General features: G+C 62.7%; 22 protein-coding genes and 2 tRNA genes. 13 read left to right on the top strand and 11 right to left on the bottom strand.

From position 1 onward, the window contains the following. Positions 1–148 precede the first annotated feature (148 nt). The 3 genes from ACP7D4_RS20625 to ACP7D4_RS20615 are packed head-to-tail and all read left to right on the top strand — an operon-like array spanning position 149 to position 2,357. Complete coding sequence (locus tag ACP7D4_RS20625; protein WP_426211024.1) at positions 149–520, top strand: GntR family transcriptional regulator; 372 nt, start codon at positions 149–151, stop codon at positions 518–520. Beyond that, a complete protein-coding gene (locus tag ACP7D4_RS20620; protein ID WP_426102041.1) occupies positions 517–1,374 on the top strand; it encodes an ABC transporter ATP-binding protein in 858 nt (285 codons plus the stop codon). The genes ACP7D4_RS20625 and ACP7D4_RS20620 overlap by 4 nt, the downstream gene beginning before the upstream one ends. Then, on the top strand, positions 1,371–2,357 hold the full coding sequence (locus ACP7D4_RS20615) for a hypothetical protein (RefSeq protein ID WP_426102039.1): 987 nt from the start codon (positions 1,371–1,373) through the stop codon (positions 2,355–2,357). The genes ACP7D4_RS20620 and ACP7D4_RS20615 overlap by 4 nt, the downstream gene beginning before the upstream one ends. Before the next feature lie 120 nt (positions 2,358–2,477). Here the strand turns inward: ACP7D4_RS20615 and ACP7D4_RS20610 are convergent, their stop codons facing one another. From ACP7D4_RS20610 to rnr, 4 genes are all read right to left on the bottom strand, one after another. Further along, positions 2,478–3,155 carry a YceH family protein gene (locus ACP7D4_RS20610; protein ID WP_426102037.1) on the bottom strand — a complete coding sequence of 226 codons (678 nt, stop codon included), beginning with the start codon at positions 3,153–3,155 and terminating at the stop codon, positions 2,478–2,480. A gap of 7 nt (positions 3,156–3,162) precedes the next feature. Then, a complete protein-coding gene (gene cysE, locus ACP7D4_RS20605; protein ID WP_426211044.1) occupies positions 3,163–3,900 on the bottom strand; it encodes a serine O-acetyltransferase in 738 nt (245 codons plus the stop codon). 299 nt (positions 3,901–4,199) lie between these two features. Further along, positions 4,200–4,943, bottom strand: coding sequence for a 23S rRNA (guanosine(2251)-2'-O)-methyltransferase RlmB (gene rlmB / locus ACP7D4_RS20600; RefSeq protein ID WP_426102035.1), 744 nt, complete (start codon positions 4,941–4,943; stop codon positions 4,200–4,202). Between the two features lie 6 nt (positions 4,944–4,949). Further along, on the bottom strand, positions 4,950–7,406 hold the full coding sequence (gene rnr / locus ACP7D4_RS20595) for a ribonuclease R (protein ID WP_426211023.1): 2,457 nt from the start codon (positions 7,404–7,406) through the stop codon (positions 4,950–4,952). Positions 7,407–7,752: 346 nt separating this feature from the next. On the opposite strand from rnr, the gene ACP7D4_RS20590 reads away from it, so the two are divergent. From ACP7D4_RS20590 to phaP, 4 genes are all read left to right on the top strand, one after another. Beyond that, positions 7,753–7,837: transfer RNA gene (locus ACP7D4_RS20590), tRNA-Leu, on the top strand. A 134-nt stretch (positions 7,838–7,971) separates the two neighbouring features. Next, a tRNA-Leu gene (locus ACP7D4_RS20585) sits at positions 7,972–8,056 on the top strand. A 167-nt stretch (positions 8,057–8,223) separates the two neighbouring features. After that, the gene (locus tag ACP7D4_RS20580; protein WP_426211042.1) at positions 8,224–10,032 is read left to right on the top strand and encodes an ATP-binding protein; all 1,809 of its coding nucleotides are present in this window, start codon (positions 8,224–8,226) and stop codon (positions 10,030–10,032) included. Positions 10,033–10,375: 343 nt separating this feature from the next. Next, positions 10,376–10,933, top strand: coding sequence for a TIGR01841 family phasin (gene phaP, locus ACP7D4_RS20575; protein ID WP_426211021.1), 558 nt, complete (start codon positions 10,376–10,378; stop codon positions 10,931–10,933). A gap of 297 nt (positions 10,934–11,230) precedes the next feature. Here the strand turns inward: phaP and ACP7D4_RS20570 are convergent, their stop codons facing one another. Next, positions 11,231–11,827, bottom strand: a complete 597-nt coding sequence (locus ACP7D4_RS20570) for a hypothetical protein (protein WP_426211020.1) — start codon at positions 11,825–11,827, stop codon at positions 11,231–11,233. Positions 11,828–12,038: 211 nt separating this feature from the next. On the opposite strand from ACP7D4_RS20570, the gene ACP7D4_RS20565 reads away from it, so the two are divergent. From ACP7D4_RS20565 to ACP7D4_RS20555, 3 genes are all read left to right on the top strand, one after another. Further along, complete coding sequence (locus tag ACP7D4_RS20565) at positions 12,039–12,803, top strand: hypothetical protein (RefSeq protein ID WP_426211019.1); 765 nt, start codon at positions 12,039–12,041, stop codon at positions 12,801–12,803. Between the two features lie 108 nt (positions 12,804–12,911). Continuing rightward, a complete protein-coding gene (locus ACP7D4_RS20560) occupies positions 12,912–14,567 on the top strand; it encodes a VRR-NUC domain-containing protein (RefSeq protein ID WP_426102337.1) in 1,656 nt (551 codons plus the stop codon). Next, positions 14,564–16,804 carry an ATP-dependent DNA helicase gene (locus tag ACP7D4_RS20555; RefSeq protein WP_426211018.1) on the top strand — a complete coding sequence of 747 codons (2,241 nt, stop codon included), beginning with the start codon at positions 14,564–14,566 and terminating at the stop codon, positions 16,802–16,804. Before ACP7D4_RS20560 ends, ACP7D4_RS20555 begins: the two co-directional genes overlap by 4 nt. On the opposite strand, the gene ACP7D4_RS20550 is transcribed toward ACP7D4_RS20555, so the two are convergent. From ACP7D4_RS20550 to ACP7D4_RS20535, 4 genes are read right to left on the bottom strand one after another with little or no spacing between them, the layout of a single operon-like run. Continuing rightward, positions 16,785–17,513 carry a LytR/AlgR family response regulator transcription factor gene (locus ACP7D4_RS20550; RefSeq protein ID WP_426211040.1) on the bottom strand — a complete coding sequence of 243 codons (729 nt, stop codon included), beginning with the start codon at positions 17,511–17,513 and terminating at the stop codon, positions 16,785–16,787. The two genes, ACP7D4_RS20555 and ACP7D4_RS20550, sit on opposite strands and share 20 nt — an antisense overlap. A 14-nt stretch (positions 17,514–17,527) precedes the next feature. Next, the gene (locus ACP7D4_RS20545; protein WP_426211016.1) at positions 17,528–18,628 is read right to left on the bottom strand and encodes a sensor histidine kinase; all 1,101 of its coding nucleotides are present in this window, start codon (positions 18,626–18,628) and stop codon (positions 17,528–17,530) included. Continuing rightward, positions 18,628–19,356, bottom strand: coding sequence for a LiaI-LiaF-like domain-containing protein (locus ACP7D4_RS20540; protein ID WP_426211014.1), 729 nt, complete (start codon positions 19,354–19,356; stop codon positions 18,628–18,630). The genes ACP7D4_RS20545 and ACP7D4_RS20540 overlap by 1 nt, the downstream gene beginning before the upstream one ends. Further along, positions 19,346–19,720 (bottom strand): LiaF transmembrane domain-containing protein, encoded by a 375-nt coding sequence (locus ACP7D4_RS20535; RefSeq protein WP_426102017.1) that lies wholly within the window; start codon positions 19,718–19,720, stop codon positions 19,346–19,348. The genes ACP7D4_RS20540 and ACP7D4_RS20535 overlap by 11 nt, the downstream gene beginning before the upstream one ends. A gap of 87 nt (positions 19,721–19,807) precedes the next feature. Here ACP7D4_RS20535 and ACP7D4_RS20530 point away from each other — a divergent pair, with 87 nt between their 5' ends. Next, positions 19,808–20,038 carry a hypothetical protein gene (locus ACP7D4_RS20530; RefSeq protein WP_426102015.1) on the top strand — a complete coding sequence of 77 codons (231 nt, stop codon included), beginning with the start codon at positions 19,808–19,810 and terminating at the stop codon, positions 20,036–20,038. Between the two features lie 109 nt (positions 20,039–20,147). Here the strand turns inward: ACP7D4_RS20530 and ACP7D4_RS20525 are convergent, their stop codons facing one another. Continuing rightward, a complete protein-coding gene (locus tag ACP7D4_RS20525) occupies positions 20,148–20,306 on the bottom strand; it encodes a hypothetical protein (protein ID WP_426102013.1) in 159 nt (52 codons plus the stop codon). A gap of 341 nt (positions 20,307–20,647) precedes the next feature. Between ACP7D4_RS20525 and ACP7D4_RS20520 the strand changes: the two genes are divergently transcribed. Then, positions 20,648–22,294, top strand: a complete 1,647-nt coding sequence (locus tag ACP7D4_RS20520) for a hypothetical protein (protein ID WP_426211012.1) — start codon at positions 20,648–20,650, stop codon at positions 22,292–22,294. Between the two features lie 64 nt (positions 22,295–22,358). Continuing rightward, the gene (locus ACP7D4_RS20515) at positions 22,359–23,294 is read left to right on the top strand and encodes an N-acetylmuramoyl-L-alanine amidase-like domain-containing protein (RefSeq protein ID WP_426211010.1); all 936 of its coding nucleotides are present in this window, start codon (positions 22,359–22,361) and stop codon (positions 23,292–23,294) included. A gap of 25 nt (positions 23,295–23,319) precedes the next feature. Here ACP7D4_RS20515 and ACP7D4_RS20510 read toward each other — a convergent pair whose 3' ends face one another. After that, positions 23,320–23,961 (bottom strand): glycoside hydrolase family 19 protein, encoded by a 642-nt coding sequence (locus tag ACP7D4_RS20510; protein WP_426211009.1) that lies wholly within the window; start codon positions 23,959–23,961, stop codon positions 23,320–23,322. Positions 23,962–24,111: the final 150 nt, after the last annotated feature.

Below are 24,111 nucleotides of genomic sequence, written 5' to 3'. Positions count from 1 at the left end.
CCTGCGCCCGCAATCCATCGATAGCCATATCAAAATTGTGTTGACTACTATAATATTAGTGTTATAGTTCACTACATCACCACTTTGATACCCCACCAATAGGAGGACGTATGATCCAAACAGCACCACCAGCGCGGGAGCGCATGACATGACGACCGGCTGGAACGATAACACCCCCATTTACCGCCAGCTCAAGGAACGGGTCATCGGCATGATGCTCGACGGCGTCCTGAAAGCGGGCGACGCCCTGCCCTCGGTTCGCCAGGTGGCGGCCGAGTACCAGCTCAATCCGATCACTGTTTCCAAGGCTTACCAGGAACTGGTGGACGACAATCTCGTAGAAAAAAGAAGGGGAATTGGCATGTACGTCACCGAAGGCGCGAGCGAAAAACTGTTGGCCAGCGAACGCGAGCGTTTCGTGCGCGAAGAATGGCCCGCCATGGTCGAGCGTATTCGCCGGCTCGGCCTCGATGTCGAGCAATTGCTGCGCAGCAGCGCGGCGAGCGGAGCGCAGTCATGAGCGCCGTCATTTCCGCCAAGGGCTTGAGCAAGCATTACGGCAAGTCGGTCGCCGTCGACAATATCAGCTTTGAGATCCCCGCCGGCAAGATCGTCGGTCTGATCGGACCGAACGGTTCGGGCAAGACCACCACCCTCAAGGCAGCCCTCGGGCTGATCCCGTTCGAGGGCGAACTGTCGGTGCTGGGCTTTGACCCGCGCACCCAGCGCGACCAGCTGATGCAGGATGTGTGCTTCATCGCCGACGTGGCAATCCTGCCGCGCTGGCTGCGCGTGGGCGACGCCATCGACTTCGTGGCCGGCGTGCATCCGCGCTTTGACCGCAAAAAGGCTGAACGCTACCTGGCCAACACCAAGCTCAAGCCTTCGATGAAGGTCAAGGAAATGTCCAAGGGCATGGTGGTGCAACTGCACCTGGCGCTGGTGATGGCGATCGATGCCAAGCTCTTGGTGCTTGACGAACCGACGCTGGGCCTGGACATCTTGTACCGCAAGCAGTTCTATCAGAACTTGCTGGAAGACTATTTTGACGAACACAAGACGATCGTCATCACCACCCACCAGGTCGAGGAGATCGAACACATCCTCACCGACCTGATGTTCATCCGCGACGGCAAGATCGTGCTGTCGGCGTCGATGGACGAATTGAGCGAGCGCTATACCGAAGTGATGGTGTCGGGCGACAAATTGACGGCCGCCAATGCGCTGTTGCCGATCGACCAGCGCACTGTGTTCGGCAAGTCCGTGATGCTCTTCGATGGCGTGTCGCGTGCCCAGCTCTCCGCCCTCGGCGAAACCCGCAACCCAAGCGTCGCCGACCTGTTCGTTGCGACCATGAAAGGAACCTACGCATGAAAACGATGAAATGGCTGGTGCGCCGCGAATTTTGGGAGCACAAGGGCGCAATGTTCTGGGCGCCGATCGTGGCGGCGGCGCTGATGTTCTGCTTCTTGAGCGGCACAATGATCTACGGCGCGGCGCAGGGCGAATTCAAGAGCCACATCTCGGTCAAGATGGACAATGCCGTTGAAACGACGTCAATCCATACCGCCTTCGACGCCCTGCCCGCGGCTGAAAAGCAAAAAATGGCTGACATCGCCGCCAGCAGCTACCTGGCCCTGGCCGCGCCGCTGCTGCTCATGCTGGCCGCGGTCGCTTTCTTTTATTGCCTGAGCGCCCTGCATGACGAACGGCGCGACCGCAGCATTTTGTTCTGGAAGTCGCTGCCGGTGTCGGACGCGCAGACCGTGCTGTCCAAGGTCCTTACGGCCGGCGTCGTCGCGCCGCTGATCACCATCGCGGTGGGCGTGTTCCTGTCGGTGCTGACCATGTTGGTCGTGGGCACTGTCGCCGCCGTGCAAGGCATCAACATGTTTGGTCTCGTACTGTCGAACGCCAGCTTCTACCTGGCGCCGCTCCAGCTGCTCGGCCTGCTGCCGGTGTATCTGGTGTGGGCCTTGCCCACCATCGGCTGGCTGCTGATGGTGTCGTCGTGGGCCAAGTCGAAAGTGTTCCTGTGGGCCGTGGGTGCGCCGCTGCTGCTGGTCGGCATGCTTAAGTGGGCCACGCACATTCTTGGCTTCGGCATCGACACGCATTGGGTCACCGAAAACATCGTCGCCCGCGGCTTGGTCGGCTTGGTGCCTGGAAACTGGTTGCCGCTGTCGCACATTGACAAAGTAGCGCTCGCTGGCGGCGACCGCGCCACATTCATGACCGAAGTGTTCACCATGTCGTGGATGACGCTGGCAACGCCGCAAGCCATGATTGGCGCAGTTGCCGGCGCGGCCATGATCTTTGCCGCGATCCGGATTCGGCGCTGGAAAGACGAAGGTTAATCGACTTGAAACGCCGCGCTTTTACGACGGCGCCCCCACTTGACGACACAGATCAGGTTGCGGAAATACAGTAGGGCGCAAAAGCGCAGCGCATTGCGCCCTACTATCGAAAGCCGGTGACTATTCGAACTGCTGTTTGAACGATTCAAACTGCTGCTTGAGCGCTTCAACTTCACCGCGCAAGGCGGCCACTTCCTGCTCCAGCTGCCCTACCCGACTGCCCTGCGCCGACGGCGAAGCCGACGCCGTGCCGAAGGCGCTTTCCTGCTGCGCCAGCGCGGCGTCGCCGCCGAGCAGCTGACCGTAGCGCGGCTCCTTGGTGCCGGGCGCAAGCGCCAGGCGCGCGACGATGGGCGGGTATTTGTCGATCAAAAACTGCAGGCACGTTTCGACGTCAGAGACGCTTTTGAAGTCGTGCAGGCGCCCGCTGCGGGTGCGGATTTCGCCGGCCGTTTGCAGACCACGCAGCATCAGCACGGTGAGCACGGCCAGCTTGTCCTGTTCAAGCGACCATTTGATGCGCATGCGGTGCTCGTACTTGGCGGCGCGCGCACCCGCTTGCGTGATGCCGTTGACGTATTTTCGCTGCATCAGGCTTTGCAGCACTTCCTGCACCGTCTCGTCGGAGAGCTGCATCACCGGGTCGCGGCTAGACAGTTGATTGCAGCCGTTGGTGATGGCGTTGAGCGTCATCGGATAGTTATCCGGCGTGAGCGCTTCTTTCTCGGCCAGCACGGCCAGCACGCGGATTTCAAACGGGTCCAGGATGGGCGCGCCGTCGGGTGTTTCTTGTGTCATGGCTTCCTTACTCGACCAGTTTATTGAGCTCTACCGAATCCAATTTATCACATTCGGGCATGCTCGCGCAGGCTATTCCCGACGCCTTCATCAGCGCCGTCAGGCGTTCGAGCTGCTCGTCCTGGCGCGCGGCGTGGTTGATCAGGCCGTGCAAGGCTTTCGAGAGCGGGTCGTCGCCGTTGGGCGTGACGCCGTAGGCCGAAAACAAATGGGCGCTGAGCGAATCGGCATTCTTCTGGACGATGTGCGCCGGGTTGCCCACCGCCGTCGCGCCGGCCGGCACCGGCTTGATGACAACCGCGTTCGAGCCGACCTTGGCATACTCGCCCACCGTAAATGAACCGAGCACCTTGGCGCCGGCGCCGATGATGACGCCGCGTTCGAGCGTGGGGTGGCGCTTGGTGCCGGCGCCAAGCGAGGTGCCGCCCAGCGTCACGCCCTGGTAGATGGTGCAGTCGTCGCCCACGTTGGCGGTCTCGCCGATGACCACGCCAAAGCCATGGTCGATAAAGACCCGGTGGCCGATGGTGGCGCCGGGGTGGATTTCGATGCCGGTGATGATGCGCGCGATATAGGAAATGAAGCGGCCTATCCATTTGAGTTCGCGCGTCCAGCAGGCGTGCGCCCAGCGATGCATCATGATGGCCTGGAAGCCCGGATAGCAGGTAAACACTTCCCAGGCATTGCGCGCCGCGGGGTCGCGCTCAATGATGCTCTTGATATCGTCGCGCAGATTGGGGAACATAGATGGGGAGGGAAACAGTTGCGATACAGGCATGGTAGCGTATTCGCCCCATGCTTGCTTACGGGGGGTCAAAGTCGACGGGGCGATCAAAAGGTCCCCGGCTGAGCGTGGCGCAATGCGCGCGCAGCGCTTTTGCGCCCTACGGTGCGTGGGAGATTCGTTGGCACGTTCGTGCCCAGATTCGAGCCGGATTCGGGCCGGATTCGGGCGAAACCCGTGGCGATCGCGTGGCAAATCCGTCGCACACCGTAGGGCGCAAAAGCGCAAGGCGCGCATTGCGCCACGATCGGCCTGCGGCGTCAGCCTTCCTTGGCCAGCCGCTGGCGGCGCGCTTCGTACAGGCAGACGCCCGACGCCACCGAGACGTTCAAGCTCTCGACCGAACCAAACATCGGGATATTGACCAGCATGTCGCACGTCTCGCGCGTCAGGCGGCGCATGCCCTCGCCTTCCGAACCCATGACCAGCGCAGTCGGGCCGGTAAAGTCGGCCTGGTACAAGCCCTTGTCGGCGTCGTCGCTGGTGCCGATCAGCCAGATGTCGCGGTCCTTCAGGTCGCGCATGGTGCGCGCCAGGTTGGTCACGGCAATGTACGGCACGGTTTCGGCCGCGCCGCTGGCAACCTTGGCGACGGTCGCATTCAAGCCCACCGCACGGTCCTTGGGCACGATCACTGCGTGTGCGCCAACGCCGTCGGCCACGCGCAGACAGGCGCCCAGGTTGTGCGGGTCGGTGATGCCATCCAAAATGAGCAGCATCGGCGGACCTTCGATCGCGTCGAGCAATTCGTCCAGGTTGCGCGCCAGCGCCAGCTGGCTGGCAAACGCGATCACGCCCTGGTGGCGGCGGGTGCCGACGATCTTGTCAAGGCGCGCCGAATCGACCGGCATCACGCGCACGCCCATGCCCTTGGCGCTGGCGATCAGGTCGTGCATGCGCCGGTCTTCGCGCGTGGCGTCGACAAAAATCTCTTCCACCGACGACGCTTCATGACGCAAGCGCGAGGTCACCGCGTGGAACCCGAAAATCATTTTATTCTTCATTACTTCTTATCGCTTATTCTTGTTGGACTTGCTGGTTTTGGCTGCCGGCTTGGCTGAGCGCGAAGCGCTCTTGGTGCCGGCCGACGCCGATTTGCTGCGGCGTGGCTTGGCTTCACTGGTGTCGAGGTCATAGCGCCCCGCGGTGTTGACCTTCGGCTCGCGCGACTTGCCCGGTTTGGCGTCGAGCGCCTTGTGCGCGGCGCTCTTGGGCTGGCCCGCACCGGTGTCGGCGGCGATACTGCCGCCGGCCAGCACCAGGTCGATCTTGCGCGCTTCCAGGTCCACCCGCGCCACCTGCACCGTCACGCGGTCCGTCAGCTGGTAGCGCTTGCCGGTGCGTTCGCCGCGCAGTTCGTGGCGCGCATCGTCGTACTGGAAAAAGTCGGTGCCAAGTTCGGTGATGTGCACCAGGCCTTCGACAAACAGGGCATCGAGCTGCACGAAAATGCCGAAGGTCGTCACGCCCGACACCACGCCGGTGAATTCCTCGCCCAGCTTGTCCTTGATGAAGTAGCACTTGAGCCAGGCTTCGACGTCGCGCGAGGCTTCGTCGGCGCGCCGCTCGTTGGCCGAACAGTGCACGCCCAGGGCGTCCCAGATCGTCAAGTCCTTCTCGTTTTTCTGGGTGCCGGCCGCCTTGTCCTTGGCCTTCTGCTTGCGCGTGGCGTTCGAGACGTTGGAGTTGAGGGCGGTCAGGTCGATGCCCTTCGGCTCGTATTTTTTGCCGAGCAAAATGGCCTTGATGGCGCGGTGCGTCAGCAGGTCGGGATAGCGGCGAATCGGGCTGGTGAAGTGGGCATAGGCCTCGTACGCCAGGCCGAAGTGGCCGATATTGTCGGGGCTGTAGACCGCTTGCTGCATCGAGCGCAGCAACATGGTTTGCAGTAGCTGGGCGTCGGGACGGTCCTTGATCTGCTTCATCATGTTGGCGTAGTCGCCCGCTGTCGGCTTGTCGCCGCCTTGCAGGTCCAGGCCCACCTGCTTCAAGAAGGTGCGCACTTGCGTGAGCTTTTCCTTGGTCGGCGAGGCGTGGATGCGGTAGGTGCCCGGATGCTTGTGGCGAATCAGCAGGTCGGCCGCGCACACGTTCGCGGCCAGCATGCATTCTTCGATCACCTTGTGGGCGTCGTTGCGGGTGCGCGGGATGATCTTTTCGATCTTGCCCAGGGCATTGCAGACGATGTAGGTTTCGGTGGTTTCAAAGTCGATCGCGCCGCGTTCCTGGCGCGCCTTGTGCAGCGCGTGGTACACATCGTACAAATTGAGCAGATGGGGCACGATGGCCGGACGGCGCGCAGCTTCAGGGCCGGCGGTGTTGCCCAGGATGTCGGCCACTTCGTTGTAGGTCAGGCGCGCGGCCGAATGGATCACGGCCGGATAGAACTGGTACGCCTTGATCTCGCCCTTGTCCGAAATGACGGCGTCGCAAACGAGCGTCAGACGGTCGACGGCCGGGTTCAGCGAACACAGGCCGTTCGAGAGTTTTTCGGGCAGCATCGGGATCACGCGGCGCGGAAAGTACACCGATGTGCTGCGCTCGAGCGCGTCGACGTCGAGCGCGTCGTTCGGCTTGACGTAATGGCTGACGTCGGCAATGGCGACGATCAGGCGGAAGCAGTTGGCCTTGCCCACGACCACCGGTTCGCAATAGACCGCGTCATCGAAGTCGCGCGCGTCTTCGCCGTCGATGGTGACCAACGGTACGTCGCGCAGGTCGACCCGGTCTTCGAGGTCGGCGTCGCGCACTTCGCCGGGCAGCTTGGCGGCGCTCTTGAGCGCGGCGGCTGAAAAGATATGCGGCACGCCGAACTTGCGCACGGCAATTTCGATTTCCATGCCAGGGTCGTCCAGGTCGCCAAGTACTTCAACGACCTTGCCGGCCGGCTGCTTGAAGCGCGACGGCTGCTCGGACAATTCAACGCTGACGATCTGGCCAGCCTTGGCCTTGCCGGGTGTGCCGGACACTAAAATGTCCTGGCCGATGCGCTTGTCTTCAGGGGCGACGATCCAGACGCCATTTTCATTTAACAGGCGGCCGATGACGTGCGTGTTGGCGCGCGAGACGACTTCGACGATGGTGCCTTCCTGGCGCCCGCGGCGGTCGGTGCCGGTGACTTTGGCCAACACGCGGTCGCCATGCAGCACTTTCTGCATTTCTTTGTCGGACAAGAACAGATCTTCGCCCGGTTCGTCGGGGATGACGAAGCCGAAGCCGTCGCGGTGCGCGCTGACCCTGCCTGCGACAAAACCGGTGTCTTGCGACAGCGAGTAGTTGCCTTCGTCGTCGGAGAAGATCTGGCCGTCGCGCTGCATGGCGTTCAAGCGGCGCGTGAGAACTTCGATCGCGGCAGTCTTGACCTTGAGCGTGCGCGCGATCTCTTGCAGATCAAGCGGCGCCTGAGCGTTACGGAAAATGCCGAGAATATCCTCGCGGCTAGGGATGGTGTGTGTAATTTGGTTCAAATCGTTTTCTATATTTGTTTTTGGCAGTGGACCCGCTACTTCTTGGCGGGCACTGACACGGTGATTATTGACACGGTGATAGGCGTAGTGTAACGGACACCCGTGCGTTTCGCCTAACGTAGCGTGCTGCGAAGTTTCTTTTACCGGAGCTTTGACATTTCAAAATGTTCCGCTATAATTTTGGTCTTTCGCGGCGAGCCAGATCTGCAGCGGAAAAAATGCAGCATATTGGCAGCGGAAACAGCAGCGGAGTAACGAAAGTTAGTCTGGCGCAAAACTTCAAAGGCTAGTATGATAGCAGTTCTCGGCGGCAACGCCGGGTTGCAGTGAGTAATCGCAGGAATATGCCCACGTGGCGGAATTGGTAGACGCGCATGGTTCAGGTCCATGTGCCTTCGGGTGTGGGGGTTCGAGTCCCTCCGTGGGCACCACTCTATTTCGGTAGAGATTTCCGCAGCAGTCAGTAAGCAGTCAATCAGTAGTCAATCAGTAAGCTCATCGATTCGCCGTAATCGCTCGATTGCGGCGTTTTAGTTTGAGTCAGTAGCAGACTTGTTGTATCAGTGCCCACGTGGCGGAATTGGTAGACGCGCATGGTTCAGGTCCATGTGCCTTCGGGTGTGGGGGTTCGAGTCCCTCCGTGGGCACCACTCTACCGGAAGTAACTCCGCATGAATTCGCAATATTTACGGCGCCGCAGTCCTTGCAAAAGGCTGCGGTGTTTTGCGTTGGCAGGCTTGATTCAAAGCAATGCGGCATTCAGCGTGCATATGGTCTACACTGAACCAACTCCCGCCAGAGGAAGAAGGCCGTGAAAATGTCGCCCCCCGTCAACGCCGCCACGTCGTCCATGCATGCCGACATCGATCCGCTGTCACTGCAGGTCAATTATCACGCCCTGCTGTCGGCCTCGCCCGACACCGTGCTCCTGTTCGACATCGACAGCGGTCGCCTGATCGACGTCAACCCCAAGGCATGCTCGCAGTTCGGTCTGTCCGAGCGCGAATTGCTCGCGCGCCGCCTGATTGACCTGTGCCCTCCCGTCCAGCGCGACGGCACCCCTTCGCAGCAATTGATGGACCATTTTATTGCGCGCGTGTGCAACGGCGTGCTGCAAGTGTTCGAGGCCGAGTTCGTGCATAACAGCGGGCGCCTGATCGAGTGCGAACTGCGCCTGGTGATCATGCCCACGCCCAGTGGCCGCTTGATGCACGTGCGCCTGATCGACGTTACGCGCCGCAACCAGGCCGAAAAGCTGCGCAAGGGCCAGGGCCAGGTGCTGGAAATGGTCGCGCGCGGCGCGCCGCTGACGGCCACGCTGGACCAGCTGATGCTGCTCATCGAAAGCCAGTCCGACGGCGTCATCTGCAGCGTGATGCTGCTCGACGACGACGGGATCAAGCTGCGCCCGGGCGCGGCGCCCAGCCTGCCCGCCTCCTACATGGCGCTGCTGGACGGCGTTGCCATCGGTCCTGACGTCGGCTCTTGCGGCTCGGCCATGTTTCGCAAGGAAGCGGTGATCGTCTCCGACATCTCGACCGATCCACTGTGGGCGCCCTACCGGGCATTGGCCGCGCCCTACGGTTTGCGCGCCTGCTGGTCGACCCCGATCTACCTCGACCAGCAACAGGTGCTGGGCAGTTTCGCCATGTATTACCGCGAAGTGCGCTCGCCCGACCAGGACGACATGCGCCTGATCGAAGTGGCCACGCACCTGGCCGGCATCGCCATCGAACGCACGCGCCGCGAGCGCGAACTGAACCAGCACCGCGAACATCTCGAGGAACTGGTGGCCGCGCGCACGGCGGCGCTGACGGCGGCGCTGGAGACACTCTCGCTCACGCAAGACGAACTGGTGCGGCGCGACAAGCTGGCCGCGCTGGGCGCGCTGGTGGCCGGCGTTGCGCACGAACTCAATACGCCGATCGGCAACAGCCTGGTGGTGGCCACCACCATGGCCGAACACGTGCAGCAGTTGGCCGATGGCGTGGCGGGCGGGCTGCGCCGCTCCACGCTCGAAAACTATCTCGCGCGGGCGCACGAGGCGGGCGACCTCCTGGTACGCAACCTGCACCGCGCCGCCAAGCTCGTCACCACTTTCAAGCAGCTCGCAGTGGACCGCACCACGTCGCAGCGGCGCGATTTTTCGGTGGCGGAGCTGATTGAAGAAGTCGCCTTGCCGCTGCGCATAGCGATTCGCCAGCGGCCGGTCAGCGTGGAACTGTCGATCGCGCCCGCACTGAACGCACCGACCATGGACGGCTACCCGGGTCCCTTGTCGCAAGTGCTGAGCAACCTGTTTGAAAATTGCCTGGTGCACGCCTTTGCGCCGGACGGGCACGGCACCATCCGCATTGCGGCCTGGCCGGTGGGTGAGGACCAGGTCAGCATCTCCGTGGCCGACGACGGCGCTGGCATCGCGCCCGAACTGGCCGACCGCGTGTACGATCCGTTCTTTACCACCAGGCTAGGGTCCGGTGGCTCCGGCCTGGGCTTGCACGTGGCCCACAATATCGTCAGCGGCGTGCTGGGCGGCCATATCGCGCTGCACAGCGACGTTGGCCAGGGAAGCTGTTTTACGCTGCTGCTGCCGCGCGTCGCGCCGGACGCCAAGGCGCCCGCTTGATCTGCACCCATGTGCGGTGCTTGACTTGCGGCGCCAACAGGCTATGCTCGGCTTCAATGATGAAATCTTTCTCCTCGCTTGGCGCCCTCACCCTGCTTGCATGTATCAGCGCGGGCGCGGTGGCCGGTCCCGCGCCCTGGTACACCTGGCGCAGCAAGCTCGACGGAAAGCAGGTCTGCGCCCAAACCGCGCTCGGCCCAGGCTGGGAAAAGGCACACGGCCCATTCAAAGATAGCCATTGCACAAAGCTGGCGTACACTCAATAATACCTTGAACAGCATTGCCCTTTGAGGAGAGATTCAACACGTCGTCCGTAGCATCCATTCAAACTGAGGAGAAGTTAATGTTTACGAATCCCGAACAATTTGCATCCGCCACCAAGACTCTTTTTGAACTCCAGATGATGACCTTTAACGCCCTCACCAGCAAGGCGGTCGAAGGCGTGGAACAGGTCGTTGCCTTGAACATGGCGACGGCAAAAAACTCGGTGGAAGGGTCGATGGCGGCAGGTAAAGAAATGAGCCAGGCCAAGGATGCCAAGGCCGCCATGGCTGCGGCCGCCGCGCACGCGCAGCCGAACGTGGAAGGAGTCGTTGAATACGGCTCCCAGCTCAAGGTCATTATCGACGACATCCACACCGAATTTACGAGCGCGGCCGACGCCCATATCGCCGAAGCGAAAAGCACGCTGTCGGCCCTCATCTATGATGTGACTAAGAACGTCAAGCCGGGTTCGGAAAATGCAGTGCAGATCATGAAGGCCGCGATTGACAATGCCTTCCAGGGCTACGAGCAAGTCACCCAGGCCACGCGCCAGGCGGTCCAGGTTGTCGAAGACCAGATTGCAAAGGCAACCGAACAGGTAGCGCCAAACGAGAAGCGGGCGAAAAAAGCAGGATAGGCTGGTGCAGGCGAAGCTCAGTCGCCGAGATCAACATCAACATTGACGCCAGCATCAACATTGACGTCAACATCAACATTGACGTCAACATCAACAGCAAGCCATGCCGCTGCGCATTGCGCGCCAGCGGCATGGCCTGTTTCAAGAAAGTACGCCCCCTGCCACCAGTCCGCCACACATGACCACGAACAGCATGATCAAGGTAGTGCGCTTGCGTGCCGGCAGTTGCGCCAGGTACGTTATGGTTGGTGCTCTCATGTTTTCTCCCGCTAGTGTGATTGTTGTGTGAGAATTCGATTACTTTTTCACCGGAACGTTCGGTTGATTCAGGAGGTCCAGCACCTCCTCGGTAGTGGAGCGAGGCCCCTGCGAGGCAGCGATGGTCTTTTGCGGGCGGCCTGCACGCGGCTTGCTGCGCTCCGTTTTTTCCACGGCCGGGATGATCTCGCCGCCAACGCTGGTGCGTAAAATCGTCGCCAGATTCTGGGCTTCGGCGCGCACGTCGCCCGTCACGATCCTGTTTTTGACCGTCAGGTCGGCCAGCGCCTTGCTCGACACGCGCAGGCCGCTCACTGCCAGCAAGCTGGTTGCCACGACGTTGTCCGGGTCAAGCTCCAGCACTTTTTTCGCATGCGTGATGGTCTCCCCGTATTCGTGGCAATCGAAGCTGACCTGGGCAATGCGCAGCCAGGCGGTCTTCTCCAGCGGGTAAGCCCGCGTAGCGATTTTCAGGGTGGCGACGGCAGCGGCGCTCTGACCCAACTTGAGCGCGCTGTCGGCCTGCTGCAGCAAGGTGGCCATGGCAGGCGGCGCGGGCGGCGCCGGCGTGGTCGATGCGCAGGCGGCGAGCACCGCAACGCATGAGAGGCTCATAAGAAATTGTTTCGCATTCATGGCAGGCCTCGAGTTGTAGTCCGAAGTCTATTATTGGTTCCCGAAAAAGCACGGCGATTGCGCCTGATCAATGTACCGGTGCGGCACGCTTCATTTCGGAAAACAAAAGCGACACCGGGCGGACAATCGGAAGGAAGCAAGAGAAAGATCATGGCGATCTCGTGCAGTTTCTTTCTAATTAGGAACGTGGTTCCCAATCAAGGAGTCGAACTTGCACGCTTCCGACGACAAACCCTTTCCGCTCGCCCCAACGAAGCGGTCCCCGCAGCCCAGGCGCACCGTCAGCAAGAAAGACTTCAGCCTGCCCAAGCCGTATCGCCGTCAATTGTTCAGCGAAGAACCGGAGCGACTGACCCGCTTGCAAACGGCGATGCTGACCTTGGGCGCGCTGCTCGTAGCCGCGGTGCTTGCAGTGCTGGCCCTGCTGGCGCAGGAGAGCGATCATTCCCCGGACGGCAAGGTCATCGTGGCCGCCGCCCGGCTCGAGACCGTGGACTCGGTCGAAGCCCAGCTGGCGTCTTTACCCCCGCCTGCCGCGCCGGCTGAACCGCCCGTTCCGCCAGCGTTGCAGCATGAGGCGCGCACTGCCGGCATGCTGCCGACGCAGACGCCGGCCACACGCATGCACCCGGCGACCAAGCCGAAAGCGAAAGCCAAGGCCAGGCAGCCCACCCGGCTCGCCGGCGCGCCTAAAAAACCAGCACTGCACGGGCGCGCCCTGGCCGCCCTGCTCGAGCGCGAGAAAAAAATCAGGCCTGCGCCGATGAAACCGGCACCCCGGGAACCCACGCTGACGATCCCTGCGCCCGATCCGGATGTTGCCCTGATCGCGGCGATCTTGCTGCTCACGCCAGCGCCCCTGCCCGCCTCGGCGCCGGCGGTGGCGATGGAACTGGCCGGGCGCGCTCAGGGAACCTGCATGCCCGTTACGCCCAAGGACCACGGCTGCGCCGAATTGCACAAGTTGAAACCTTGACCGGCAAAAACCACAGCGCGCGCGAAAAGAGGGAATTTTCTGGGCTTTGCCGGGGTCAGAAGTTATACTGTATATAATCACAGTTAATAGAGAAGTCCGGTAGTGCAGATGCGCAAAGTGCTTGAAAACGAGTTTTACTATCTCGATAATTTCCATCGGGTGCTGGAATGGATCGCCGAGCGTTACGACGACCTGCTCCTTGACGATGAGCGCGCCTTCATCGCCCTGTTCGCGACCCTGCCCCAGCCTGCGCGCGCCCTGCTCGTGCGCATGGTCATGCGCAAAGGCACATTATTTCGCGCTAGCAAGCTCAACTACGCTGAAATCGGCTGCCCGGTCGAGGCCGCGCGCCATTTGCTGCCCACCGGCTGGGTCTCCTGCGACCCGGTCATGTCGCTCGACGAACTGTTCGACCTGCTGCTCAAAGACGAGCTGGCTACCGTTTTCCGCCTGTCGTTGCACGAAAAAGGCGCCCGCAAGGCCGAGCAGCTGGCAGCGCTGCGTACCCAGTTTGACGATGCGCGCGCCTTTTCGCACTGGTGCCGCGACTCCACCGACGTGGTCTACAGCATCCTTGTCAAACCCCTGTGCGACCGCTTGCGCCTCATTTTCTTTGGCAATCTGCGCCAGGACTGGACCGAGTTCGTGCTCTCCGACCTAGGTGTATTCAAGTTTGAAAAGGTCGACTTCAGCGCACACTCGCGCGGTTTTCGCCATCGGGGCGACGTCGACGACTATCTCGCGCTGCATGGCTGCAAGGAGCGCTTCGAAGCTGGCGAGGCGCTGGACGACGTGCTGCATTCCCTGCCGCCAGAGGCGTTTGACAATGACTGGATCGACAGCCGGCGCGAACGGCTGCTGTTCCAGATCGCCCAGCACGTTGAAAAGCAAAAGGACTGGGCCGGCGCCATTGATTTGTACACGCGCTGCCGCTTTCCCGGCGCGCGCGGCCGGGCCATCCGGGTGCTGGAAAAAGACGGTCAATACCAGCGCGCCCATACCTTGCTCACGCTGGCCCAAAAAGCGCCGGAGAGCGACGCCGAACGCCAGCAGCTCGCGCGCATCGGGCCGCGCCTGGCGCGCCGGCTTGGCCACGAAAAAGCGCCGTCGCGGCGCAACCCGGCGGTGCAGCGCCTGGACCTGCACCTGCCGATGCCGATGCCGCAGGAAGCGTGGTGGGTCGAAGGCGTGGTGCGCGACCATCTGCAGCGCGACGACGCGCCCGTCTTCTATGTCGAAAATGCGCTGATCAACGCGCTGTTCGGCCTGCTGTGCTGGCGCGCCATCTTCAGCGCCATTCCCGGCGCATTTTTCCACCCTTTCCACCGCGGCCCGGCAGACCTGTTCAGCGCCGATTTTTTTCCGCGGCGCGAAGCGGCGTTTCGGGCATGCTTGGCTGAACTCGACACCGACGCCTATCGCGCCGCCATCCGCGCCACCTATGCCGAAAAATGCGGCATCCAGTCGCCGTTTGTGACCTGGGAAGCGCTCAGCGCCGAACTGATCGAGATGGCGCTCGACTGCATCCCCGCGCTGCACCTGAAAAAATGGTGCGAGCGCATCCTGCTCGACATCAAGGCCAACCGCACCGGCTTTCCCGACCTGATCCAGTTCTGGCCCGCCGAGCGGCGCTACAACATGATTGAAGTAAAAGGCCCGGGCGACCGCCTGCAGGACAACCAGATGCGCTGGATCGAATACTGCGCCGCGCACCAGATGCCCATTTCGGTGTGCTACCTTCAGTGGTCCGGGCCGCCGGTTTGAGCTACGTCGTCGCCGTGCGCGCCCTGTGCGAGTTCACCGCCAAACAGGGCGACCTGGACTTGCGCTTTACGCCCTCGCCCACCGCGCTCGAAGGCATGGCCGGCCACGCCGTCGTCACCGGCCGGCGCGGCGCCACCTATCAGACCGAAGTGAGCCTGTCGGGCGAACACGGGCCACTGCTGGTGCGCGGGCGCGCCGACGGCTACGATCCGAACCAGAACCTGCTCGAAGAAATCAAGACCTTTCGCGGCGACCTGGCCAGCATGCCCGACAACCATCGCCACCTGCACTGGGCGCAGGTGCGCGTGTACGGCCACTTGCTGTGCCAAAAGCTCGGCCTGGACCAGGTCCACCTGGCGCTGGTGTACTTCGACATTGGGCGCCAGAGCGAAACCGTGCTGCGCGAGCTGGCAAGCGCGCAGACGCTGGCGGCGCTCTTCACCGGCCTGTGCGAGCGCTTCGTTGCCTGGGCCGAGCAGGAACTGGCGCACCGCCTGGCGCGCAACGCCGCTCTGGCCGCGCTGCAGTTTCCCCATCCGGCGTTTCGCCCCGGCCAGCGCGACCTGGCCGAAACCATCTTCAAGGCCAGCAGCAGTGGACGCTGCGTGATGGCGCAGGCGCCGACCGGCATCGGCAAGACGGTCGGCACGCTGTTCCCGGTCCTGAAGGCCGCGCCACAGCACAAGATCGACAAAGTGTTTTACCTGGCCGCCAAGACGCCCGGGCGCAAGCTGGCGCTTGACGCGGCGCGCTCGCTGACGGGCGACGCGGTTCCGCTGCGGGTGCTGGAACTGGTCGCGCGCGACAAGGCGTGCGAGCATCCCGACAAGGCTTGCCACGGCGACGCGTGCCCGCTGGCCAAGGGCTTTTACGACCGCCTGCCGCACGCGCGCAGCGCCGCCGCCGCCGCCGGCATGCTCGATCGCGCCGCGCTGCGCGACGTGGCGCTGGCGCACGAGGTATGCCCCTACTACCTGGGCAGCGAAATGGCCAAGTGGTCGGACTTGATCGTGGGCGACTACAACTACTACTTTGACCTGGGCGCCCTGCTGTACGGCCTGACGCTGGCCAACCAGTGGAAAATCACGGTGCTGGTGGACGAAGCGCACAACCTGGTCAACCGGGCGCGCCAGATGTATTCGGCCGAACTTGACCGGCTCGCCCTGCGCGCGGCGCGCGCGGGCTCGCCCAAGCTGGTGCAGACAGCGCTCGACAAGGTCGCCCGCAACTGGCCGGCCGCGGGCAGCGCCGCCTACGAAGTGCTCCCCGCGCCGCCCGAAAAACTGCTGGCTGCCCTGCAGGGCGCCAGCGCCACCATCACCGACTACCTGTCGGACAACCCGGCGCCGATGGACCCGGCCCTGCAGCGCTTTTATTTCGACGCCATGCATTTTGCGCGGCTCGCTGAACTTTTCGGCGAACACTCGCTGTTCGACGCGAGCATGGTCGACCCCAAAAACACGCGCCTGTGCATCCGTAACATCCTGCCCGCGCCCTTTCTCAAGCCACGCTTTGCGCTGTCGCATTCGACCGCGCTGTTCTCGGCCACGCTCAGTCCCTGGAATTATTATGGCGACGCGCTTGGACTGCCAGACAACAGCGCATGGGTCGACATCGCGTCCCCGTTTGCGGCCGAACAGCTCACCGTTCACATCGTCGAGCGCATCTCGACCCGCTTTCAGCACCGCGCCAGTTCCGCCGCACCCATCGCGCGCCTGATCGCGGCGCAGTACGACGCTATGCCCGGAAATTACCTGGCGTTTTTCAGCAGCTTCGATTATCTGGAACAAGTGGCCGCGCAGTTCGCGCAGCAGTTCCCGGGCATTTCGACCTGGCACCAACCGCGCCGCATGAACGAAGCGCAGCGCGACGATTTTCTTGGCCGCTTTACGCTTGAGAGTCGCGGCATCGGTTTTGCGGTGCTGGGCGGCGCCTTTGGCGAAGGCATCGACCTGCCGGGCGCGCGTCTGATCGGTGCCTTTATCGCCACGCTGGGACTGCCGCAAATGAATCCCGTCAACGAGCAGATTCGCCAGCGCATGCAGACCATTTTCGGGCAGGGTTACGACTACACCTATCTGTACCCGGGCATCCAGAAAGTGGTGCAGGCGGCCGGGCGCGTGATCCGCACCGAGAACGACCGCGGCGTGGTCTATCTGATTGACGACCGCTTCGCCCAGGACGACGTGCAGGCGCTGCTGCCGCGCTGGTGGCAAGTTACCCGATCAGCGCCTTGACCTTTTGCAGGCCGCTGCGGCTGACCGGCAGGCGGGTGCCGTCCTTGAGGATGGCGCTGTGGCTGTCCTTGCCCTGTTCGATGCGGCTGATGCAGCCGATATTGAGGATGTACGAGCGGTGGATGCGCACAAATGCGCCGGCGTCGAGCGCGCTTTCCAGTTCGGCCAGGCGCTGGTTCTTGAGGTAGCCCTTGCCCTCCGCATGGATCTGCACGTAGTCGTCCTGGGCCTCGATATAGTCGATTTTTTCGACGCCGATCACGTGCACCTTGGCGCCATCGCGAATCAGGATCCGGTCAAGCGGCTTGTTGCGCGCCAGCGCCTCGCCGACCACGGCGGCCACGGGATCGGGTGCGCCGCCCAGGCTGGTGCGCGCATGCGCGAGTGCTTCATCAAAGCGCTTCTGGCTGTACGGCTTGAGCAGATAATCGACGGCGTGCACCTCGAACGCCTTGAGCGCATACTGGTCGTAGGCGGTCACGAAAATATAGCGCGCCCGGCGTCCGGCCAGCTCCACCACTTCAAAGCCATTCAGCTTGGGCATCTGGATGTCCAGGAAAACCAGGTCCGGATCGCACTCGGTGATTGCCTTGACCGCTTCAAAGCCGTTGGCGCATTCGGCCACGATCTCGATGTCGGCATGCGCGGCCAGGAACTCGCGTACCAGGCCGCGCGCCAGGTCTTCGTCGTCCACGACAATTACACGCAATTTCGCAAGCATCTTCACAGCTCCTTGGTCTCGGCGGGCAGCGCCAGCGCCACCTTGAACAGATTGTCTTCGCGCGTCCAGTTGACGCTGGCCTCATGACCGTACATTGCCCCCAGGCGCTGGCGCACGTTCGCCAGGCCGATGCCCTTGCCCGCAGACGCTTGCGGCAAGTCTTCGTCAACGTCGTTCTCCACCCGCACATGCAGGATCGAGCCGACCCGCTCGGCATGCAGACGCACGGCCCCGCCGCCGGGCAAGTGGCCGATGCCATGCTTGACCGCGTTTTCCACCAGCGGCTGCAGGATCATCGGCGGCAGCAGGCAGGCACCGGCGCCTTCCACGATGTTTTGCGTGACCTGCAGGCGCGCGCCGAAGCGCACTTTTTCAATCGCCAGAAAGTGCATCAACAGCTTGACCTCGGCGTCGAGCGTGACCTTGCGGTGCGCCTCCAGGCCCAGCGTGTGCCGGAAAAATTCGGCCAGCTGCAGCGTCATTTCGCGCGCGCCGGCCGGATTTTGCGACGTCAGCGCGCTGATCGAATTGAGGCTGTTGAACAGGAAGTGCGGGTCGATCTGCGTACGCAGCATGCGCAGTTCGGCTTCTTGCGCGGCCAGTTGCGATTCGAGCTCGCGCCTTTCGGCGGCGCGCGCGCGCTGAAATTCAATGGCCAGGTAATGCGCGACCGACGTCAGGCAGTACAGGATCACGCCCAGGCCAAACACGGTAAAGCGCGCCGCCGGCCCGAGCGGCACCAGCAACTCGCGCCACAGGCTGTTCCAGAGCACGCACAGCATGGTCCACATGGCGCCCGACACCATGGCCGAGAATGCAAACACCAGCACGATGGCGAAGGCATTTTTTTCCGCCAGCGGATAGGCGCGGCACAGATAGTACGACGAGAAACCGGCGGCGCAGCCATAGAGCAGCGTCGCCGGAATCGCAAACACCAGGCCATTGACCCACCCGGCGCCAGTGGCACTGACCACCAAAGCGGCAAAGGCGATGCCGAGCATCAGCCACGCCAGCAGGTACAGCGCGGCGCCGCGCCGGGTGGACACTGCCCCCTGCGCGCCGTGCACCGTCTGCAGGCCTGGCAGAGCTGGCACCGCTTGCATCAGTTGCGCACTTCCACGCCGCCCATGATGGCGTAGCCGCGGATGACCAGGCGCTTGTTGTTGTGCGGCGCGGTGATGGTCTTTTCATCAAAACCGCCCATGATGGGCGTGCCGTTCAGGGCCACCGTCCAATCGGGCGGCACCTTCAGGGTGATGCCGCCCATCAGGGCGAATACATTGAGCACCGCTTCGCCTTCGATCGACGAGCCGCGCAAGTCGAGCATGCAGCCGCCCATCACCGCCGTTACTTCGCCGCCGCGAAAAGCGGGCGTCGTGATGCGCCGGTCAAATCCACCGAGGATGGCCGTGATGTCCACCACCGCATCGGTGGCGTCGTCGTCCTTCGACTGCATGCCCAGCATGCGCCGCCCCGTCACCGCCTTGCAAATGACAGCCGCGCCGAGGAAGATGATCAGCAACGGCCACAAGGCGCGCATATTGATATGCATGAAACCGAGCCGGTTGATCGTCATGACGGCACCGACGCCAATCAGGATCGCGCCGACCAGAGCACCGTTGGGAGACTGGGTGTCGAGCAGCTTGATGACGCCGAACAAAATAAAGGCTGCCGGCCAGAACGCCACGGCGCGGTGGAAGTCGAAGATGTCAAGGTTATCGAGCAGGAACAACACACCCATGCCGATGACGAACGCACCCAGGATCACCTGGCTTGGGATGCTGCGCTTGCCGTCACGCTTGCCGTCACGCTTGTTGATATCACTTTTCATTGCCATACTCCTCGTTGGGGGCAAAGCGCTTCCTGATGATCGGTTCGAGCACCATCGTCACACCACTGGCGATGATCACGAAGGGCCAGCTGTTGCCCCAGGTCAGGCCGTACATGTTTTCAAACACGGCAAAGATCCACAAGCCGATGAACAGCTCCCACAAGCCGCTCGTGAAATGCTTTGCCGTCGGATAGCCGATCATCTTGTTAATGCCGAACACCACCAAAAGCAGCGGCGAATAATGCCACATGCCGCGGAACTCGACCAAATTCATCTGGTCCAGGAAAATGCCAAGGCCAAAGCAGATCAGGACTACGCCCCACATCAATTGCTTGCGCCATTCGTACGAAGTTTCGGGTTTCACGCTACCTCCTGTTGAAAGAACAGGATCAAGATACATGGACAGGATGGCAAGGGAAACCGGGATTCGGCGAATGGCGTAAAGCTGCCGGTGAATGACGGGCAATTCGGCGAAAGACGCACTGACAGCTGCCAAACAGCCGCCAGACAGAGCACAAACGGCATCGATCGACGCAAAAAAGCCCGCATCGTTGCCGATGCGGGCTTTGCCAGGACGAGGCAGAATTACGCGCTCATCGCAGGCTGGTTCTTCACCTGTTTGAAATATTTGCTTCTGGCCACTGCCTGCTTGACGGCTTCACGCGCGATGTTGGTGCGCTAAATGTCTTTTTTTTCCGCTTTGCCGCGTTGCTGGGCTTCGTCTTTATTTCCGATACGCTTGGTCATGGTGGTTTCTCCTGTTGTCGATTTTATTTACGTGGCACTGGACATCAAGAACGGCTGGTGGCCATTTTGAAGTCGGAAGGAGCGAGGCCCCATCCAAGCTGGCGCCGAATTTCTTCGGGCGACGGCGGCGGTTTCGGGTCGCGTGAGCGACGTTCGAGGTAAGCGCGCACGACCTGCTTTGGCGGATGGTTAAAGCTAGCCATGACAACCTCCATTCTTATCCAGTGTAGTTTGGTCCATCGCGGTGGCTTGCGCTGGCTTGCAAAATTGGTGCCGATACTCGAGGCGACCGGCTAACCTGCTGAAGAAGTCTTTCCGCAGGTTTTGCTTCTGCGGCTCCTCATTCACCCGGCTTCATCATAAGGCTGCGCACGCAAGTCAACCGTACGTTGCCACACACTACGCGCACACTGTTTTTGCGCTGTCGATATTTTTTACAACATCGCAGAAGACCAGCACTGACGCGGCTAACTTTCACGCGCCCTCCTCGTCAGCGCATGCAGGCATGATTACTGCCTCCTGTCCTACAACGACGGGAGAAAACATGGTAAAGCTTGCGCAATCGCTTGTGATAATTGTCCTGGCAATCGCAGCGCCTGCAGTGGCCAGCGACGCGGCGGTGCGCCAGCTCGGGGTCAGCGGCGCGCTGTTTTCTCTGTCCGCCAGTGGCCCTGTGCCTGACACTCCAAACACATCGGACGCAGCGGACGCAGCGGACACCAGCGTGCGCAGCGTGACAGCGCAGATGCGCCACGCGCCGCGCAAACTGGCGCAGGCGGGCGCGCCGGTGCACGCGCATCCCGTCGGACCGGCCACGCCGCCACTGCCCCACGTCAGCACCGGCGGCACCCCGGTCAATGTGGACGGCATGGCGGCCGCCGCCGGCGCCTCGGGTGTCAGCGGCGCGGCTGGCGAACAGCAATACGTTCAAGTGGTCGGCGCGGCGATGGCGGTCTACGGCAAGCATGACGGCGCCCTGCAATCCGGGCCCGTCAACCTGCATGCGCTGTTTTCCGGCGCCGGCGCCGATGCCTGCACGGCCCCTGGCGGCGGCGCAGCGTCGGTCCTGTACGACCAGCTTGAAAAGCGCTGGCTGCTCTCCTGGCTGGCTGGCGCGCCGGGACGGCACGTGCAGTGCATCGCCGTCTCGACCAGCGCCGACGCGGGTGGCAGCTACTACCGCTATGCGATCAACATGGTTGGCGCGGGCGGCGCAGCACTGCAGGTCGACGACGCGCGCATTGCCTTGTGGCCCGACGCCTACTACCTTACCTTCAGCCTGTTCGACAATGCGCAGGGCGGCTATCGCGGCCCGCGCGTCTGCGGCATCGATCGCGCGGCGCTGCTGCGCGGGCGCGATGCGGCGCTCCATTGCCAGGATCCGGGCGCCGCCTTCGGTCCCGCCGTTGCGGCCAGCCTGGAAGGCGAGACGGCGCCGCCGAAAGGCACGCCGGCGCCGATTCTGTCGCTCGATTTTACAGAGGACGGTACCGGCGCGCGATTGCTGCTGTGGCGCTTTGCGTTTGCCAGCGCCAGCATGGGCGAGCCGCTCGCCATTGCCGTGGCGCCGTTTCAGAGCGCCTGCGCCGACGTCGGCGCAGCGCCATGCATCGGCCAGCCGCGGCCCGGGTTGACGCAATTTGCGCCGGGCGACCGGCTCATGCCGCGCGCCGTCTATCGCCACGACGCCGGCGACCTTGGCCGGGTCGGCAACGTCGGCGACGACGCGGGCCGCGGCGCGCTGCTGCTGGCGCACGCGGTGCAGCAGCGCGATGGCGGCACCGGTTTGCGCTGGTACGAATTGCGCGCTCCGCTGCGCGCAGTGCACGTGTACCAGCAAGGCACCCACGCGCCCGACGCCGCGCACGGCGCCCAGGGCAGCATCGGCATCGACCGGGCCGGCAATATCGCGCTTGGCTACGGCGTAGCCGGACCCGACACGCCACCCGGCGTGCGCTATACCGGGCGCCAGCGCAGCGATCCACCGGGCCGCATGCAATCCGAGGAAGTCGTCGTCAATGGCAGCGGCGTGCAGCTTGGCGCGGCGCGCCAGCTGGCCGCCACCGGTGCGCTAACGCTCGACCCGGCCGACGGCTGCACCTTCTGGTACACCCAGCAGTATTTGCCGCTGACGGGACACGCGGCGTGGCGCACGCGCATCGCCAGCTTTAAATTTCGCAACTGCATGTAAATTCGGTTGTCCGGGACTGTGCCAGCAGCTACCATGGCGCCACATCCCTGCTGAAAATGTCCCCATGCGCATTGTCTCCCTGCTGTTTCTTGCTTTCATCCTGTCCGCCTGCAAGGCCGGCACGCTCACCACCGATGAACTGCTGCACAAGCAGGTCTACCAAATGACGCCGCAGGAAGTGAACCGCTACATTGCGCATATGGCGCAGGCCGAGCCCGATCTGCGCAAGCGCATCGCCGCCATCGGCCGCCAGAACATCGGCCAGCCGTACATGCTCAATTTGCTGGGCGAATATCCGTACGAACTGCACGATGCACTGCCGATGTTCAGCCTTGAGCAAAGCGATTGCGTGGTGTTTGCCGAACATACCTACGCGATGGCGCTGAGCCGCTCGTGGGAAGAGTTTTTCTGGATGCTGCAGCGCATCCGCTACAAGGATGGCGTGATTGGCGTAGCCACGCGCAACCATTACACCGAGGTGGACTGGAACGCGAACAACAACTGGCTGGTGACGGACGTGAGCGCCAGCCTTGGCGGCGCCGATGCGATGAGCTATGAGCTCAAGGTCGACCGCGCGCGCTTTTTGCGCATGCGCCACCAGACGCTGCGCGACATTCCCGTGCAAACGAGCCGCGAATGGTATGTCGGCAAGGACAAGCTGGCCCCGGTATTGCCGCAACTGCGCGAGGGCGACCTGGTCAACGTCGTGTCGACGCGCGACGGCGCGTTCTGGGTCTCGCATGTGGGACTGATCGTCATCGGCGCCGACGGCCAGCGCAATTTCCTCAATTCGGCCGAGCCGCAGGTGCGCGAAGAAAGCTTCACGGCGTTCTTCCAGCGCACCGCCGAGCGCGAGCTCAAGAACGCGAAGGAAGGGCGCAACGGCCAGAAGCTGGCGGGATTCAAGTTCTTGCGCTTGAACGACAATATCGTGGTGCCGCCGATGGCGCCGCAGCCGCGCCCGGTGCCGTCCAGCGCCGAGGCGGTTCCCAGGAACTAGCCGGATCCTCGGTCTATACCAGCTTTCAGCGCCAAACCCGGCGCGTTTTCGCGGTCCACATGATGCGCTCGGCCAGGCCGATCTCGCCGCCATTGATCAATTGCGTAACGCGCGCGACGTCGTCCTGGTCGGCCGCCTGGTTGCAGCCGCGCGCGGCCCATTCGGCGGCGGCCACGTGCAGGCACCAGGCGGCGCTCACCACGGCGTCCGGTTCGCGCGTCAGGTCGGGCGCGTCGGCCGCGCCCTGGCGTAAGAAAGTGGTCGCACGCGCATAGCTGTCCTTTCCAGTCAGCTGCAGCATTCCGCGACCACGGTAAAGGTAACCGTCGCCCGGGCGGTCGTTGCCCATGCGCTCGCCATAGACTTCATTGGCCAGTTTTTCGGGGTTGTTTGCATACTCCTCGGGCTCGAGCGGCCCCTGCGGGCGAAAGCGCCGCGGCCACGTTTTGACCAGGCCTTCGGCGCTGTAGCGCAAATTTTCGAACTGCAGCGTCAGCGCGCCAGATTCATGCAGCACCTGCGCCATGAAATGAACCACCCGCAAACGCCTGGCCGAGACGCCGTAGCGCGCCAGCACCGGCTGGCCGGCGACGAAAGCGGCGCGGTAAACAGCGCTGCACTGTGGCGCGAGCCTGGCAAGCTGGTCGAGCGTGACGACAACGGACATGGTGGTTTCCTTCACAGTTCGCTCTTTGATGTTATGAATTTCGCAGCGCGACAGTATCCACCGATGTCAAACCTTCGCAAAATACATCTTCCGGCGCGCCAAGCCCCCAGCAGATATTGAACTGTCGTGCGCCAGGCGACTCCAACCTGC

It is taken from the genome of Massilia sp. TWP1-3-3, assembly GCF_049897805.1.
Classification (GTDB): domain Bacteria; phylum Pseudomonadota; class Gammaproteobacteria; order Burkholderiales; family Burkholderiaceae_D; genus Telluria_A.
This window is presented reverse-complemented; position numbering and strand designations above follow the sequence as displayed.

Excerpts from the sequence above, each read along its gene's own strand:
- ACP7D4_RS20525 (WP_426102013.1), bottom strand. The coding sequence starts at position 20,306 with ATGGCTAGCTTTAACCATCCGCCAAAGCAGGTCGTGCGCGCTTACCTC.
- ACP7D4_RS20620 (WP_426102041.1), top strand. The coding sequence starts at position 517 with ATGAGCGCCGTCATTTCCGCCAAGGGCTTGAGCAAGCATTACGGCAAG.
- ACP7D4_RS20610 (WP_426102037.1), bottom strand. The coding sequence starts at position 3,155 with ATGACACAAGAAACACCCGACGGCGCGCCCATCCTGGACCCGTTTGAA.
- ACP7D4_RS20540 (WP_426211014.1), bottom strand. The coding sequence starts at position 19,356 with ATGAAAAGTGATATCAACAAGCGTGACGGCAAGCGTGACGGCAAGCGC.
- phaP (WP_426211021.1), top strand. The coding sequence starts at position 10,376 with ATGTTTACGAATCCCGAACAATTTGCATCCGCCACCAAGACTCTTTTT.
- ACP7D4_RS20545 (WP_426211016.1), bottom strand. The coding sequence starts at position 18,628 with ATGCAAGCGGTGCCAGCTCTGCCAGGCCTGCAGACGGTGCACGGCGCG.
- ACP7D4_RS20520 (WP_426211012.1), top strand. The coding sequence starts at position 20,648 with ATGGTAAAGCTTGCGCAATCGCTTGTGATAATTGTCCTGGCAATCGCA.
- rlmB (WP_426102035.1), bottom strand. The coding sequence starts at position 4,943 with ATGAAGAATAAAATGATTTTCGGGTTCCACGCGGTGACCTCGCGCTTG.
- ACP7D4_RS20615 (WP_426102039.1), top strand. The coding sequence starts at position 1,371 with ATGAAAACGATGAAATGGCTGGTGCGCCGCGAATTTTGGGAGCACAAG.
- ACP7D4_RS20510 (WP_426211009.1), bottom strand. The coding sequence starts at position 23,961 with ATGTCCGTTGTCGTCACGCTCGACCAGCTTGCCAGGCTCGCGCCACAG.
- ACP7D4_RS20570 (WP_426211020.1), bottom strand. The coding sequence starts at position 11,827 with ATGAATGCGAAACAATTTCTTATGAGCCTCTCATGCGTTGCGGTGCTC.
- ACP7D4_RS20560 (WP_426102337.1), top strand. The coding sequence starts at position 12,912 with ATGCGCAAAGTGCTTGAAAACGAGTTTTACTATCTCGATAATTTCCAT.
- cysE (WP_426211044.1), bottom strand. The coding sequence starts at position 3,900 with ATGTTCCCCAATCTGCGCGACGATATCAAGAGCATCATTGAGCGCGAC.
- ACP7D4_RS20515 (WP_426211010.1), top strand. The coding sequence starts at position 22,359 with ATGCGCATTGTCTCCCTGCTGTTTCTTGCTTTCATCCTGTCCGCCTGC.
- ACP7D4_RS20625 (WP_426211024.1), top strand. The coding sequence starts at position 149 with ATGACGACCGGCTGGAACGATAACACCCCCATTTACCGCCAGCTCAAG.
- ACP7D4_RS20580 (WP_426211042.1), top strand. The coding sequence starts at position 8,224 with ATGTCGCCCCCCGTCAACGCCGCCACGTCGTCCATGCATGCCGACATC.